Origin of the sequence: Staphylococcus nepalensis, assembly GCF_002442935.1 — a bacterium.
Classification (GTDB): domain Bacteria; phylum Bacillota; class Bacilli; order Staphylococcales; family Staphylococcaceae; genus Staphylococcus; species Staphylococcus nepalensis.
The window spans coordinates 781183-797805 of record NZ_CP017466.1 but is presented as its reverse complement, the minus strand read 5'-3'; the positions used below and the strand labels follow the sequence as shown (position 1 = coordinate 797805).

Here is a 16623-nt window from a genome sequence, read left to right as displayed (position 1 = left end):
AATACTCAAGCCCTTTGGGTATCTTTTAGTATAAATATTACCATATTGAACATTTGATTGATTAGTAAATTGAAATCATTATTACTATTATAACTTTAGTTTAAAAATATTAATATAGTTTATTATTTTTTATTTGATATAAAAAAACTAAGCAATAATTTAAATTATTGCTTAGTTTTTCACTTATATTTATTACTTTAACAAACTGCTGTTTCTGTATGATTTATACTACTCGGAATACTTTACAACTTTAAGGTTGCTCGCATCATCATCGCCTTCAAGTTGATAATCTACTTCACCGTATTGTCCGTCTTCTTTTACTGTCTGTGCCTTAACGTAAAACGTGTCTCCTTGTCTCACAATTTCAGTAATTTGTGGTTGAGGCAAATAAAACATAGTATTACCTTGCACCTCATTTTTAGTAGATTTATAATTATCGGTATTTGTCTTGAGATAAGATGAAACCAAATTAAAATTGCTTTGACTATGTGCACTATTCATTGCCGCAGTATAATTACCGAAAAAATTAATCACCTTATTTCTAAAGCTATTTTCCTCTTTTTCTTTTTTATCTACATAATCTTGAATTTCATCACTATCGAAGTTTAATGTGACACGTGTTTTATCTTTTAAGTTGTCGGTTTTAATAACCGTTTCAGCTGATTTAAATGTTTTTTTCTTCGCTTGACCTTCTGCAGAGACAGTTAATTCTTTCGTTTTTGGATATGGGCCTATTTCTTGGTTTTTCGCATAATCATACGTTTTATCATTTACTTTTACTTTAACCGTGTCTTTATCAATTTCTGAAGCGCCTTTTAAGTCAACTACTATATAGGCCTCATTAAAGTCTTCTGAAACATCTACTGTTTCATGATTACTATTATTAAAATTAAATTTAAGTTCACCGCTAAATTGACCATTAGCCATTTCTTTTTTAGCTTCAATCATATAATTGCCAGGGATAAATTCACCTAAAACTGTTGTCTTATTTTTCTCTGCATGCACAGTTCTTTGCTTATCATTTGCTTTGAATTGATAAGTTGTATCATACTTCGGTTTAACAATAGCTTCTTTGGTAGGAGCCGTAAAACTCATATTATCAAATATTAAATAGCGTCGTCCATTTTTGCTGATACGCAAAACCTTTTCGCCGTTTTTTGCTGTAACATAATCTTCTTCGTTGGTTTGACTAGCGTTTAAATCTGTTACTTTTTGATTTATATCTTTAACGAATTGGTTCATACCGACTTCATTTTTTATATATTTGATATATGCCTTGGCTTCATTTTCATCTACACTATTATTTTGAGTACTTAATAAAGTGGATAACTTTTGTGTATCGTTATTATCTATAGCATTGATCAATATTTCTGATTGTGCTTCTGGCGAATTAAAATTTTTCAATAAGATAAATATAATCAAAATCAGGATAATAATAAAAGCTGCAATCCCCCAGGGGATAATTTTTCTTGCTTTGATGTTCATTGCTTTTTTGTTTTCTTTGGTAGATCGAGTCATTTTTTCACTATCTGTTGACTCTATACGATAGCCACAATGACTACATCTTCGTTGTCCTTTTCTTATATTTTCCCCACATTTAGGGCACTTTTGCATTTTATCACCTCGCTACTACCCAATTTTTTACATTATTTCGTTATTTTAACATATCCTGATCTTAAACTATACGGCATTAGCAAGCCATTTCTACTTATTTATGGTATATTTTAAATTGCATTAAATTCATTTTACACTACATAACTTCTATTATATGTTTATTATGTTTCAATTGATATACATCGTTAGTCCAATGACTTGTAAGCTATAAAATTAAAAAGCCTGACCATTCATGCTCTTGAAAACTGTATATAGTTAAAAAACATAACCTCAAATAAAATAGTTACTAAATAGACTTATAGTCATCTAGCAACTCTCAATCCATATATTTTAAACTGTGCTTTCTAGCTTTATATTAAATAATTATCATTAATAGGCATATTAATGGTTATGTTTTGTAATGAAATTTTTTAACCTTTGATCTATAATTTCTAAAACGTAACGTGCTTGTTCAATTTGTTCATCGGATAAATCGTGTAAAATATCACTTACAATATCATTAATAATTGCTTTACTTTGCTTATTAAATTGTTTACCTTTTTCCGTTAATTTAATATATTTTAACCTTTGATCTATATTTTCTTCTGATTTGTCCCATTGAACAACTTCTGCTTGTATTAGCTTTTTAATTCTACGGCTGACAGCAGCTTTGTTTACGCCCTGTCTTTCGGTTATTTCTGTTAATGTCATCGCTTTTTCGTTTTCTAACATTAATATCACATTGGCTTGCTCTCTTGATACGTTATAGTCTTCTCGTAACTCTTTTAATAATTTAGCTAATAAAGTATTCACATCATCTATAAATTCTCCCATAAAATCAATATGACTACTTAAATTTTTAACCATAACTTCTCGCACCTCTACCATTCTAGCTCACTTATGTAAACGTTATTTTTTTTATATTATGTTAATAATATCAATATTCTCTGCTGTATAAAAGCAATAATTACAAATAATTGGAGTTTTAATTTTGAAATAAGGAGAAATTCATATATAGCATCATTAACATTTGATTATTTTGGAAGTTTGCAATACATTTAACTTAATATAAATATTCGGGGTGAACCATGCATACGTTGTCTTTCATTTGTTGCCTAATCATTGTATTCGGTTTTATTGTTATGTATAAAAATTGGAACTGGGCTACTCATTTAACTTTTTTTATTGTACAAATCATTATAGGATATATTGTTATTATTTTGCATGCTGGTAAACTATCATTACCTATAGACTTAACGATTACTATGTTTGTTGGCGTATCACTTATACATATCAAACACAAACGATTATTACGATATAGAACAAGCGCACTTTTTATAAAACGTCTTTATTATATCGCCTTTAAATTACTGCTTTTCATGGTTGCATGTGCTTATATCAGTTTAATTCCAGTTGGAATTAATGTTATTTTTTACTGGGTCGCAGCCATTATGTTTAGTGCTTTTTTCACTTTTATCTGTTACGTGTTATGTTCATCTGCATTTTTAAATGTTACCTATCATCAAAATTTCGATGTCATTGTCATATTAGGGGCAGGTATTTTCACTAACCAAGTGACACCAATGCTTGCAAAAAGATTAGACAAAGTGTTGGAATTATATCAGTTATATCCAAATGCTCAGATTATCGTGAGTGGTGGCCAAGGACCAGATGAACCAATATCAGAGGCGTTAGCGATGTATCGATATTTAGTGCATAACAACGTTAACCCATCAGCCATTACAATGGAGGACCAATCCACAAGCACATTCGAAAATATTAAATATACTAAAGCTTTAATTGAACATTATTACGAGAATGAACCAAACATTTTATGTGTAACTAGCCAATTTCATATTATGCGTGCATTAAGGTTCGGTCAAAAATTAAATATCAAACTGAAAGGTGTGGGCAGTCATACCCCTTACCCTTTTTTTGAAATCGCGTTAATCAGAGATTTCTTAGCAATTATGTATCAATATAAATTATTATTAATCATTTATTTTGCTACCTTATTTTGGGCATGCATGATGGCTTTATGGCATATACCCTCCATGTAAAATTAAAGCATAGCATGATAAAAATTCAGTCTTAATTGTCTTATTTTGTTTTTTAAAAGACAATTACAAATAAATTCAAAAATTAATATAAGCATCTTTTTGAATTCAGTTCATTTTTCAAATCATTTTGCCAGAGTTGAGCAACAAATTCATTTTATAAAAATACGATTTCTACCTTACTCTTAGCCATCATATAATTTTAAATAAACAAAAGCACCTCCATTTCTGAATGGAAGTGCTTTTGTTTATTTAGTATGAGAAAGGAACATTAAAATCATAATAGTAAAATGTGATATCTATCTTGTTGTTATAGATTATCATTATTTTATTTACTTACAATAATACCGTCATCTAATTCTATTACTCTATCAGCATAATCAAATAACCTTTTATCATGTGTTATCATAATACCAATCATTTTTTTACTTTGAATTTGATCTTTAATCATATCTATCACTTCGGTGGCGCGCTCTGCATCTAAACTTGCAGTAGGCTCATCAGCTAAAATCATTTTAGGATTATTCATTAATGATCTCATAATTGCAACACGTTGTTTTTGACCTCCTGATAGTGTATGGGGAAATGCGTTTAGTTGTTCTTCTAAACCTATTTGCTTTAATAATTTTTCTGCTCTTTTAGTTGCTTCTTTTTTAGACATTCCTGCTTCTTTACCAATTGTTGCCAACTGGTCTTTTACTTTTAAATACGGTACCAAATGAGAAGATTGAAATATAAAGCCTATTTCGTTTAGTCTCAATTCCGAAGCTTTTTTATCATTAGAATAGAGAGGTACACCATTATATAATATATTACCACTGCTTTGCGACAATAACCCGCCTAAAATAGTTAATAGTGTGGTTTTACCAGAACCAGAAGCACCATTTAAAATAACGAATTCTCCTTCATTAACTTCAAAATTAATTCCTTTTAGGACTTTTGTTTCTGAAGAACCTTTACCAAATGATTTTTTAATATCTTTTACTTGTAAACTCATCATTCTCCACCTCCAATTGCTTCAATAGGGTCTACTTTGAATAATTTTATAAATGATAGCGCTGCACCCACTATAGCGACGATAATGAATATACCAACTACTAATAAAATATTTGTAACCGTTACATGGAATGGCATAGTAATCGGCATTATTAATGATAAGCTACTAATCAACCCTACAGAAATGATCACTGCAACCATGGTAGTGATTAATATTTGAATAATTAAAGCACTTAATAAATGTCTTGTCTTAATACCTATTGCTTTTAAAATACCTATTTCAGGTATCTTTTGTATTGTCATAACGTAGAAGAATGCGCTAAGTACTATAGCAGATATAACAAACAAACTAACAATCATCATATTAAGCGGTGCTTGTTCTGCTTGATAACTTGGTATTTCAGCAGTAATATCATCTTCACTAAATACTTTTATACCAGAAATATCTTCTAATTCATTTTGTTGTTTTTGTGATAAATCTTTAACTGGATAAACCGTGCTCACTTCTTTATTTAATTCATCAAATCCACTGTTATTCATCATAACAACCGAACTATGAGAATACATTGTATCGTCTAAAATACCAGATACTTTTAATTTTTTCCCATTTTTGGTGTTAATTGTATCTCCGATTTCTACGCCATTAGCAGTTAACTTACTATTAATAGCAATTTCATTATCTTTTTCAGGATATTTACCTTCTGATAATTTCGGTTTTTCATTTGTCACTGTATTAGTCATAACCACATCTTCTTCATCTTTATCAATTTTCAGTGTTTGAGATGCTATTTTTAAAGGGGATTGGTCAGTTATATCTTCGACCTTCTGTTGTTGATCTGGCTTAATCACTGATTTCTCAATTTGTGGCTTTTTGTTGTCTTGCATAACGTATTTTTCTGCTTTCATATTGTCCAACATTGATACGTTCTCTCTTGCTAAACCTTGTGCTAAACCACTAATGAATAACACCATAACACCTAATAATAATATGATTAACATGATTAATATATAACGAAATTTATAATATTTAATTTCTTGCCATGCTAACTTCATAACGTTTCACTCCTTCAAAAGAACTTATATCTAGAGTTTAGTCGTAGTATATGAACTCAATATGAACAATTGTTAACCTTTTAAAAATTTCATATTTGTTAAGTCATTTCTTTCCATATATAATATTTATAAAATGGGTAAGGAGTTTTTGTGCATGACTACTTGTTTAATTGTCGATGACGATAAAAAAATTCTAGCATATGTTTCAAACTATGTTACAAAAGAAGGATTAGATGTAGTAACTCAAACAAGTGCCGAAGATGCGCTAGTATACCTTGATTCACATCAAGTTAATATCGCTATAGTCGATGTAATGATGTCAGGTATGAGTGGTTTTGAATTATGTAAAATTTTAAAAGAAGACTTTGAAATACCTGTGATTATGCTAACAGCACGGGATGCACTTAGCGACAAAGAACAAGCTTATTTAACAGGCACAGATGATTATGTAACCAAGCCTTTTGAAGTCAAAGAACTGATTTTCAGAATTAAAGCAGTTCTAAAGCGTTATAATATTAATGCAAATAATGAACTCAAAGTAGGCAATCTCATACTTAACCAAGCCTATTTAGAGCTTCAATCTTCTACCAAATCAATGAATCTACCAAACAAAGAATTTCAACTGTTATTTTTACTTGCTTCACACCCGAAACAAGTATTTAACCGTGATGATTTAATTGAGAAAATTTGGGGCTTTGATTATGAAGGAGACGAACGGACTGTTGATGTACACATCAAACGATTAAGAAAGCGTTTGTCAAAATTAGATGCGTCAATTACTATTCACACAGTTCGTGGTTTGGGATATAAGGTGGATGACAATGTTTAAATCACTCTATTCTCGTATTGCTATATATACAATTATCATTATGCTATCAAGTGCCATACTCAGTTTTTTGTTAACTAATATTATCTATCACAATCATTTAAAAGAAAATAACGATACTAAAATTATGCGTACTTTAAAAGATGCTACATCTTATATGCATAAGTCTCATATAAATTTGCCCAAACCTTTTTTCAGACATTTAGGTGAAATGAATTACCAAATTATGACTGTAACCGAAAAAGGTGAGAAAGCCTATTATGGGGCTCCGTTTAGGAAAGATAATGTCGACACTAAAAATATTAAAGCCGTTTTAAATGGTAACGACTATCATGGTATAAAAAACTTATCTTACAATCCTTTTATTACTGGTTTTTTCGAAAATACCACACAAAATACCGTTGGTGTGCATTATGAAGCAAATGGCAAGAATTATGCCGTATTTATGAGGCCCGATATCGGCAAAACCTTTAGTGAATTTAGAATTTTCTTAATTATATTAATCACTCTATTGTTAGTCATTTCTATCATTTCGGTGATTTCTTCAACTTATATGATAATTAAACCGATACAGCAATTGAAGCAAGCAACAGAAAGACTTATGGAAGGTAATTTTGATGTGCCCATTAATGTTAAACGTAACGATGAATTCGGCACCTTGCAATATCGATTTGATAAAATGCGTTTATCTTTAAAACAACTGGATGACATGAGACAACACTTTGTCCAAAATGTCTCGCATGAGATTAAAACACCTTTAACACATATCCATCATTTACTTGATCAATTGAAATTCACTAAAGACGTTAGTGCCCGTGAACAATACATTGATGAAATATATCAAATTACAACACAACTTAGTGAATTAACAAAAGAACTTCTTTTACTATCAGAAATTGATAATGGCGAACATCTCGAATTAAATGACCATATAGCACTTAATAAACTTATTAAACAAATTATTCGTCATGAACAATTCTCTACAAATCAAAAAGATCTCATTATTATGTCAGATTTAGACAACGTAACATTTGTTGGGAATGAAAGATTGCTTCATCAAGCATTTCAAAACTTAATTATTAATGCCATCAAATACTCAGAACCAGGCGGAACAATTGATATTACACTAACGAACGACACTGACTTAAATGCGATTCGTTTCACTATAACTGACGACGGTCAAGGTATGACACAAACAACACAATCTCATTTATTTGAACGTTTTTATAAAGCCAGTCATCATGATAATAGCAATGGATTAGGCTTAGCAATTGCAAAAGCTATTTTTGAATTACACGATGGTAAAATTAAAGTAGAAAGCGAAAAATATGAAGGCACTACATTTACTGTCATTATCAATAAATAAAAAGCGAGGCGGAGACATCATTATTGATGTCTCCGCCTCGCTTTCTTTATTAATAAGATGGGAATTAATTTATTTTTAAGTTTTTTGTAATTTCTTTATTGATTTGAGTATATAATGCTTCGTTTTCTGATAATTGCATACCAAATGAAGGAACAATTTCCTTAACTTTTTCTTCCCAATGGCTAAATTCATCTTTGTAACAACGTTGTAGCACATCTAACATGATATCAACAGCAGTGGAAGCACCTGGAGAAGCACCTAGCAACGCTGCTAATGAGCCATCTTCAGATGTAATAACTTCTGTACCAAATTGTAAAGTTCCTTTGCCCTTGTCCGTATCTTTAATAACTTGGACGCGTTGCCCTGCAACAACTATTTCCCAATCTTCACTCTTAGCATTTGGAACGAATTGACGCAAATCTTCCATTCTTTCCTCATTAGATAATGTCAGTTGAGAAATTAAATATTTTGTTAAATTCATTTCTTTAATCCCTGCAGACAACATTGTAATTAGATTATTGGGTTTTACAGATTTTATTAAATCCATATTTGAACCTGTTTTTAAGAATTTAGGTGAAAATCCAGCAAATGGCCCAAATAATAACGTACGTTGACCATCGATATAACGCGTATCTAAATGTGGAACTGACATTGGCGGTGCGCCAACAGCAGCTTTTCCATATACCTTAGCTAGATGTTTTGAAGTGATAGACTCATCTCTACATACTAAGAACAGCCCACTAACAGGGAACCCACCTATATGTTTAGATTCTTTAATGCCTGTTTTTTGTAATAATGGTAAACTTGCCCCGCCGGCACCAATAAATACAAAATCACTTTCTATTATAGTAACTTCTTCCGTTTTTAAATTTTTGACTTTAACTTCCCAACTGCCATCTTTGTGTTGATTTAAATTTTCTACTTCATGTTCATAATTAAGTTCAATATTTTTTTCTTCTAAGTTAGAAAACAACTTTTTAGTTAACGCGCTAAAATTTACATCGGTACCTGTTTTATCATATGTAATAGCCATCGGAATGTTTGATGTGCGTCCTTCCATAATTAACGGTGCCCACTCAGTAATTTTATCTTTATCATCAGTGATTTCCATATTACTAAATAATATGTTTTTATTTAATCGATCAACCCGTCTTTTTAAGAAATCGACATTGCGTACCCCTTGTACAAAACTCATATGTGGCACAGGTTTTATGAAAGCTTCTGGTTTTGATAGTTGCCCTTGTTTAACAAGATAATTCCAGAATTGTTTTGTAATTTGAAATTGCTCGTTTATCTTTACAGCTTTAGTAATATCAATTGAACCATCTTGGTTTTCATTTGTATAATTTAATTCACATAATGCAGAATGCCCTGTACCTGCATTATTCCAAGCATTAGAACTTTCTTCTGCGGGTGTAGATAATCTTTCAAACATTTTTATCTCTTTCTCAGGTGCAAGTTCTTTTAATAAAGTTCCTAGTGTTGCGCTCATGATACCGCCGCCAATTAATATGACATCTGTTTTGCTATGTTGTGTACTCATAACAAACACAGTCCCCCTTTTATATATGTTTATAGACACGTTATCTTTATCTAAGAAAATTTACAACTGTGATAAAGCGTTTTCTATAGCTAAAATTTTAAAATCTAATCCATTATTGTTATGTTTAAAACGTAAACAACAACAGAATCTTTCCGTACGCTTCTAATTATATACGTTATTGCCCTATGAAAAAAGGGCTTTCAGTAATTCTACACAAATTATGTTAATATGTGTTAACTAAAACAAGCATAATACAAACTTTTAACTTTATATCTTAATTGTTTAGGATTTAATCAAATGGTTTCTAATCTATTTATTATGAGTTACTTTATTCATTAAGTATATTTCATGCTATAATAAATTTTAATTTAGTTTATATAATTTGGAGGTATTCCAATGAAATCTATCACTTTTTTTATGCATAATATTTACGCCATGGGTGGAACTGTTAAATCTATTTCACAACTTGCTAATGTTTTAGCTGAAAAAGGTCACCAAATTGAAATTATTTCAGTTTTTAGAGGCGCTTCTCAGCCCTATTTTGATTTACATGATTCTATTCAAATTCGTTCTTTAACGGATTATCAAGTACATCCTTTAAATATTAAGGACATATTTTTTAACCGTATCCATAAATATACACCTTTTTCTAAACCAAGCATACTTTCACAACATGAACCTGGTTTAAATCAATTTTCACATTATATAGAAAAGAAAATGATTAAATCTATACGTAATGTTTCGACAGATACACTTATCGGCACAAGAGCTAGTTTTAATATATTAATTGCTTGTTATGGTTCACAGAATATAGAAAAAATTGGTATGGAGCATATGAACTTTGAAGCGCATAGTGATGCTTTGCAAGATGAGATTGCCACAGCTTATAAACATTTAGATAAAATAACGACCTTAACAGAAAGTGATAAACATACATATGAATCTATCGTTAACGTGCCTGTATATATCGTCCCTAATATTTTAAATGAACCACGGTTGCCTGCATCTAAAGATAAAATTATCACTGCTGCAGGACGCTTAGAATACGAAAAAGGGTTTGATCTATTAATTAAAAGCATCATCCCTATCCAGCAAGAAGTGAGACGCTTTAAATATCAAATACACATTTACGGTGATGGAGAAGCGCATGCCCTATTACAACAGCTCATCATAGATCATCAACTTGCGGATATCATAAAACTTCAAGGCGCAACACAACAGTTAAATGAAAAGTTAGCAATGAGTGAAATTACGGTTGTGCCTTCACGTAATGAAGGTTTTGGTATGGTTATTTTAGAAGCAATGAACCAGAGTAATATTGTAGTCAGTTTTAATGGGAATGCTGGTCCTGATTCTCTGATAAATAATAATGTGAATGGTTATTTAGTTACACACGGGAGTATAGAAGATTTATCAAATCAATTGCTAAGACTGATTAATCAAGAATTTAATAAACAACATTTGATTGAAAATGCATACCAAACGGTGCAATCTTATTCACCAGACTCTGTGTACCAATCATTTCAAACTATGTTAGAATCCTAATAAAAAAAGCGTACGAATCAATTTTGAACTATTGATTTCGTATGCCTTTTATCATTGTATCTGAATATCAGATTATAGTTTTAAAACAACTGAGGGTGCAGACAACTTCTAAAATATCATTGTTGCACTTAATACTATCCGTTGTTTTTAATGTAAAATTAAGTTTAAAATAAATGTCCATATACATACAAATATAATTAATACAACACTATAGCGTAAAGTCATTTTTAATAATTCTGATTCCTTACCTACTTGTTGTACAGACGCAGTGGCAATGGCAATGGATTGTGGTGAAATTAATTTTGCTGCAACGCCACCCACTGTATTTGCGGACACAAGTAATGCGCCACTTGTACCAATATTATTAGCAACTGCTGCTTGTATAGGTGCAAATAATGTATTGTTGTTTGTCACTGAGCCAGTTAAAAAGACACCAATCCAACCTAAAACAGGTGATAGTAATGGGAATATTGATCCTGTTTTTGCTATTCCTTCACCCAAAGCGTTACTCAAGCCTGCGTACGTCATTAACTTCGAAATAACCAAAATAATACATATCGTAATAATCGGTAACCATAATTCTTTAAATGTAACTTTAAATAAACGTGTTGCATCAAACAAGCTCACTTGTCTTGACATTAATATTGTAATGATAACCACCAATAAAATGGCTGTGCCAGTTTGTCCTATAATATTTAGCGGAAGTGTAATTGCTTTATCAGCAATCTCGCTATAAGTTCCAGGTAACGCTATATTAAACACGAATGCATTTAATATGCCATTAGGAGCAAACATTGCTTTAAATTGAGGTGCACTCCAAATCATTACTAATACAGTTAAAATAACGAATGGACACCATGCGTATATTAATGATTTAAAGCTATGTTTTTCAATGGGTTTTGGTTCGCTACTGTCTTTCAATCTAAATATCTCTTTAGGTTGATGTTTTTTTGAAAAAACAGCTAACGCTAACATTGCGCCTAATGGCGGAATAATGTCTGCGAGTTCAGGTCCAATAAACACAGTAATAATAGCTTGTAACACTGTGAATGTACCTCCAACAATTAAAATGGCTGGTAATGTCTCTTTAATACCTTTAAAGCCATCAATAATCCAAATTAATAAAAACGGTATAAACATATTCATAATGGATAATGTTAAAGCCGACATCTGAGAAACTGCAAATCCTGTAACGTCACCTGGTAAGCCAAGTGTATCGATAACTGTCACTGGTAAACCAATTGCTCCAAATGCACCAGCTGTGGCGTTCGCAATCAAACACAACATTGCTGCTTGTAAAGGCTTAAAACCTAACTGGGTTAATAATAGTGCACATATCGCAATTGGCACACCAAAACCTGCCGCCCCTTCTAAGAAGCCATTAAATGCAAAACCAATTAATAATAATTGTATACGGTGATCTTGCGACACACTTGCGATACTATCTTGAATTGTACTAAATTGACCAGTCTCATTAGTAACCTTATATAATAATACAGCCATCATTACAATATAACCAATAGGTATAATGCCTTGGAAAAACCCTTCTATAGAAGCACCAGTAGCTATCTTCATAGGTAATTTAAATATGCTTATAGCAAGTATGAGTGTAACTACTAAAGTAGTAATTGAAGCATATATCCCTTTCATTTTAAAAATAGTTAAACATAATAAGAATAAAATAATAGGTATAGCAGCCACAATACTTGATAATAAGACGTTACCAAAGGGGTTAAAACTTTCTACAAACATTTACAATCACTTCCTATACTTAAAATAATTAGCCATCTCTATATTGTGAATTATTTCACATAAATTATAACATCCTTTTCAGTCAAAACACAATAAGTTTTTTTAAAAAACAATCATTTTATATATTAAAGTTATTTATTTTGGTTAATAAGGCAAAATACAGTATATTAAAATTGATTTTTTCAAACTTTTTAATTAATTATTTATTTTAACATATACGTTTCTTTTGTCTCTAATGCACTCCATGATAAAATAGAAATAATCATATTTAAGTAGAGGGATAGTAAATGATAAAGCAAATTGAAATTTTAGAGTGGGATCTTTTAGCAAAGGAACTTCAAAAAGCTACAACAGAAGGTTATTCTCATTTTGTACTTATAAATCAGGACGTTGAAATTTACCAATCAATGATAAAAGCAGTTGAGCTCAAGCCTGTCACGATGGTGGCAGATTATACAATTAATCAACAATATTTAAATGACTGCCGATATTTCGGACAATTATATATTACTTTTAATGATTGGATAGACAATATCAACCATTTTCCGAATGTAATCTTTCATATTGAAACTGTAGCCCATTTAATGAACCAATATCAAATACATAATGCATTTGACTTAGCATTGTTGTCACTGTTACAAGATGATATTGCTACAGATAGCCATGTCGTTTTTAATTTTAAACATAATCATAGAACTAGTAAGGCAGTTTGGAAATATATTGACGATTTTACGCCACTAAACACAACTAAATTCAGCCTAAACAAATTAGCATTTGAACATAGGCATCCGGTACCTTTTAAAAGTAAAGAAACGTTACCACCTGAAACTAAAGCGGTTCGTTCTACTGATAAAGCGTTAAAGTCTACTAATTTTAAACTTCCTCATTGGATTTATAATCTCATTCATTCCCATTATGAAAAGAAACATTATGAAATGAGTTATATTTACAAAAAAGATAAAACGAAAATCAAAAATCACATTGTTTTTTTAGGTTTTAATTATGGATTCCAAGGTAATTCACGTTATTTATTTAATCATTTTGCAAAACACTTTTCGAAATTACCGGTATTTTTTATAACAAAAGACGTTAGTGGGCCTAATTTTGTTAATCCAGATGATCCAAAAGCTAAAACACTTATTGAAACAGCAAGTGTGGTTATATTAGAGACGTACATACCTGACGGTTTAAAACCGAACGGTACGATTATCCAACTTTGGCATGGCACACCAATTAAAAAGTTATTTTTAGATAGTCATGAACCAAGTGAAAATCTCAACATTTATAATTATCGTGCCCGTAAATACAATAAATGGTTGCACCAAGATTATTTCGTTAGTGATTGTGAAGCGATTATGGAATATTTTAAATCTGCTTTCCCACAGCAGCATACACATTTGTTGAACTGTGGCTACCCTAGAATTAGATATTTATTAGATAAACAATCCGATCAACCTTATATCTCATTCATTAAAAAAGAATTGAAATTAAACCCAGATAAACAAACATTGCTTTACGTGCCAACATGGAAAGCAACAAACGAAACATCAGATTTATTACCTATTAGTGACGGATTATTAAATAAATATAATGTTATTTTTAAAGGGCACACTAAAGACGAATCTAACTATATTCCCGAGAACGCTATCGTCGCACCATCAAATTTAGAAGTTCAAGATTTATTACTTGCGTCAGACATTGTATTAACAGACTACTCTTCAATTATTTTTGATGCATTAACAATTGATAAAATTGTTTGTCAATATACACCTGACCATGAAAAATATGTCTCAGAGCGTGGTGTATATGATGATGTCATGCATTCTCTTTCTACTGTTAGATATAGTGATGCAAAAGCACTTTTAAATGATTTAATCAGTCATCAAATGAAGGACATACATGAAAATCCTTTTATAAACAAGGATAATCATGCTTTTGAAACAATTTCTCATATTATTCAAAAATCAATTAAATCCAACAAATAAATGATATGTATCAAAATGTAAACAATCGATCTAATACGATATTCCTTTAGAAAATAGACCGCTAAACACAACTTGAGCTGGTTAAAAATAAATATGGTTCAATTTAAACATTAAGTCATCCAACGATAATAACGCATAAGAGGGAGCAAGACAGAAATCGCATTTTACTAAAATGGTTTCGTTGTCTTGCTCCCTTATGCTTGTTTTTTAATTGTAATTCTATGTTCATGATAACCATGCACTATTTAGCCGTCACAAATAAATTTTAACTCTATACCTGTTAATATATCGGTTATACTTTTTATTGTTGGTAAGCTGGATCAACGACTCTAACTGTGCCTTGTTGATCGACTGTTACAATTGAATACGTGCCTGGTTGCGCTTGATTTTGGAAGCTAAAGATGTAACTATAATTCCCATCGCTTCCTTCAATTGCATAATCATTATAAGGATTGGACTGACCATTTAATGCATTCACTTCAGCCGTGGCATTATCTAACGCATTTTGGAAATGAGGTAATGATTGTAAAGCCACTTGTGCGTCAGTATTACCTGAAGTAATATTTTGTGCTACTGGTACTGCATTTTGACCTTGGTATGGTGCTACGTATTGATTTGTTGTAGCGTTACTTGAGTTATCCGTATTTGAATTGCTATTACGATTTGGTTCTTGATTACTATTAGCATTACTTGATGTATTATCATTAGGACTAGCGTTGTTTTGAGCATTACTATCACTATTAGATTCGCTGCTGTTGTTAGCATTATTATCCGAATTGTGATTAGCATTTTCATCGTTTTCTGAATTGTTATCATCGTTAGCATTAGAGTCAGTGCCATTCATGCTAGAGTTACTGTCCGAATTATCGTTAGCGCTATCATTGTTTTTTTCGTCATCATTTTTAGAATCTTTTTCATTATCCTTCGATTGATCATCTGAAGATTGATTGTCTTTCGAGTTATCATCCTTATTTCCATCATCATCATTACTACCATTAGAACAAGCTGCAAGCACCAACGAAAGTGTTAAAAAACCTGCTAATAATTTTTTCATATACATACCTCCTAAATTTGTTTTGCTCATTTCCTAATTATCGTTACTATGTATGACAACTATCAATTAGGGCAAATGAGAATCATTATATTATTCACCATTATTATTAAGCTAAACAACTTTTTACAAAACTTTTTCGAATTTAAATATAATTTTTACAAAATCTAAAAACCTAAAACGTTTATTTAACGCACTATATAATGTTAAAAAATAATAACGCTACATTCTACATTATGTGTGAGATAACTGAATGGTGAATGATTAATTGTAAATAGCGCCTATATACTTTTTTCCATTATCAAATCTGTATCTACAACTGCTCCTGTATAAAATTTATGAGAGCCTGTTATTTTTAGTCCCTGCTTTTTATAAAAATTTAGCGCTTGTTCATTATATTCCCAAACACCTAACCAAATTTTTGATTTTTGTAATTCTTGTGCTTTTTTAATTGCAAAATTAAAGACTTGTTTCCCTTTACCGCTACCTTGTGAACCCGGCAAAAAATATATACGTTGTATTTCTAAATAATCACTCCCCATTGTTTCAGTTTGTGCTTCATTAATATTTAATTTAAAATAACCTACAACTTGATTATTTACACGATAAAAATAAGTAAAAGCATAAGCATCTTCGAGTTCTTTTTTCAATTTTTCAACGCTATATGCCTCATCAAAATACTGTTTAAAATCTTCTTTTGAGTATTCACCATCTTTAAAGGTGTTTTTAAATGTTGATATACAAATATCTCTCAATAATGTTACTTCTGATTCTTTCACTAACTCAATTGTTTCCGTCATATATATCCACCTTTTTAGTTATCTTGTCAATTAGTATACTAAAATATGTAATAGGT

The 16623-nt window shown here is 30.8% G+C and carries 13 protein-coding genes; 5 read left to right on the top strand and 8 right to left on the bottom strand.

The annotated features are described in order from the left end of the window. Window positions 1-228: 228 nt before the first annotated feature. Window positions 229-1614 (bottom strand): membrane-associated protein TcaA, encoded by a 1386-nt coding sequence (locus tag BJG89_RS03455; protein ID WP_096808568.1) that lies wholly within the window; start codon window positions 1612-1614, stop codon window positions 229-231. Window positions 1615-1995: 381 nt separating this feature from the next. Continuing rightward, window positions 1996-2460, bottom strand: a complete 465-nt coding sequence (locus tag BJG89_RS03450; RefSeq protein WP_096808567.1) for a MarR family transcriptional regulator TcaR — start codon at window positions 2458-2460, stop codon at window positions 1996-1998. Window positions 2461-2681: 221 nt separating this feature from the next. Between BJG89_RS03450 and BJG89_RS03445 the strand changes: the two genes are divergently transcribed. Next, the gene (locus tag BJG89_RS03445; protein ID WP_096808566.1) at window positions 2682-3653 is read left to right on the top strand and encodes a YdcF family protein; all 972 of its coding nucleotides are present in this window, start codon (window positions 2682-2684) and stop codon (window positions 3651-3653) included. Window positions 3654-3978: 325 nt separating this feature from the next. Here BJG89_RS03445 and BJG89_RS03440 read toward each other — a convergent pair whose 3' ends face one another. Continuing rightward, a complete protein-coding gene (locus BJG89_RS03440; protein ID WP_096811197.1) occupies window positions 3979-4647 on the bottom strand; it encodes an ABC transporter ATP-binding protein in 669 nt (222 codons plus the stop codon). Beyond that, on the bottom strand, window positions 4647-5699 hold the full coding sequence (locus BJG89_RS03435) for an ABC transporter permease (protein WP_096808565.1): 1053 nt from the start codon (window positions 5697-5699) through the stop codon (window positions 4647-4649). Before BJG89_RS03435 ends, BJG89_RS03440 begins: the two co-directional genes overlap by 1 nt. 154 nt (window positions 5700-5853) lie before the next feature. On the opposite strand from BJG89_RS03435, the gene BJG89_RS03430 reads away from it, so the two are divergent. Both BJG89_RS03430 and BJG89_RS03425 read left to right on the top strand, forming a co-directional pair. Continuing rightward, complete coding sequence (locus BJG89_RS03430; RefSeq protein WP_096808564.1) at window positions 5854-6528, top strand: response regulator transcription factor; 675 nt, start codon at window positions 5854-5856, stop codon at window positions 6526-6528. Next, window positions 6521-7891: a HAMP domain-containing sensor histidine kinase gene (locus BJG89_RS03425; protein ID WP_096808563.1), complete on the top strand. Its 1371-nt coding sequence runs from the start codon at window positions 6521-6523 to the stop codon at window positions 7889-7891. The genes BJG89_RS03430 and BJG89_RS03425 overlap by 8 nt, the downstream gene beginning before the upstream one ends. 64 nt (window positions 7892-7955) lie before the next feature. Here BJG89_RS03425 and mqo read toward each other — a convergent pair whose 3' ends face one another. Next, window positions 7956-9434 carry a malate dehydrogenase (quinone) gene (mqo, locus tag BJG89_RS03420; RefSeq protein ID WP_096808562.1) on the bottom strand — a complete coding sequence of 493 codons (1479 nt, stop codon included), beginning with the start codon at window positions 9432-9434 and terminating at the stop codon, window positions 7956-7958. Window positions 9435-9830: 396 nt separating this feature from the next. Here mqo and BJG89_RS03415 point away from each other — a divergent pair, with 396 nt between their 5' ends. Continuing rightward, the gene (locus tag BJG89_RS03415) at window positions 9831-10979 is read left to right on the top strand and encodes a glycosyltransferase family 4 protein (RefSeq protein WP_096808561.1); all 1149 of its coding nucleotides are present in this window, start codon (window positions 9831-9833) and stop codon (window positions 10977-10979) included. Between the two features lie 147 nt (window positions 10980-11126). Here the strand turns inward: BJG89_RS03415 and BJG89_RS03410 are convergent, their stop codons facing one another. Next, window positions 11127-12731 (bottom strand): L-lactate permease, encoded by a 1605-nt coding sequence (locus tag BJG89_RS03410; protein ID WP_096808560.1) that lies wholly within the window; start codon window positions 12729-12731, stop codon window positions 11127-11129. Window positions 12732-13018: 287 nt separating this feature from the next. On the opposite strand from BJG89_RS03410, the gene BJG89_RS03405 reads away from it, so the two are divergent. Beyond that, window positions 13019-14716, top strand: coding sequence for a CDP-glycerol glycerophosphotransferase family protein (locus BJG89_RS03405; RefSeq protein ID WP_096808559.1), 1698 nt, complete (start codon window positions 13019-13021; stop codon window positions 14714-14716). 301 nt (window positions 14717-15017) lie between these two features. On the opposite strand, the gene BJG89_RS03400 is transcribed toward BJG89_RS03405, so the two are convergent. Next, window positions 15018-15770, bottom strand: a complete 753-nt coding sequence (locus tag BJG89_RS03400; RefSeq protein WP_096808558.1) for a hypothetical protein — start codon at window positions 15768-15770, stop codon at window positions 15018-15020. Between the two features lie 278 nt (window positions 15771-16048). After that, window positions 16049-16567 carry a GNAT family N-acetyltransferase gene (locus BJG89_RS03395; protein WP_096808557.1) on the bottom strand — a complete coding sequence of 173 codons (519 nt, stop codon included), beginning with the start codon at window positions 16565-16567 and terminating at the stop codon, window positions 16049-16051. Window positions 16568-16623 lie beyond the last annotated feature (56 nt).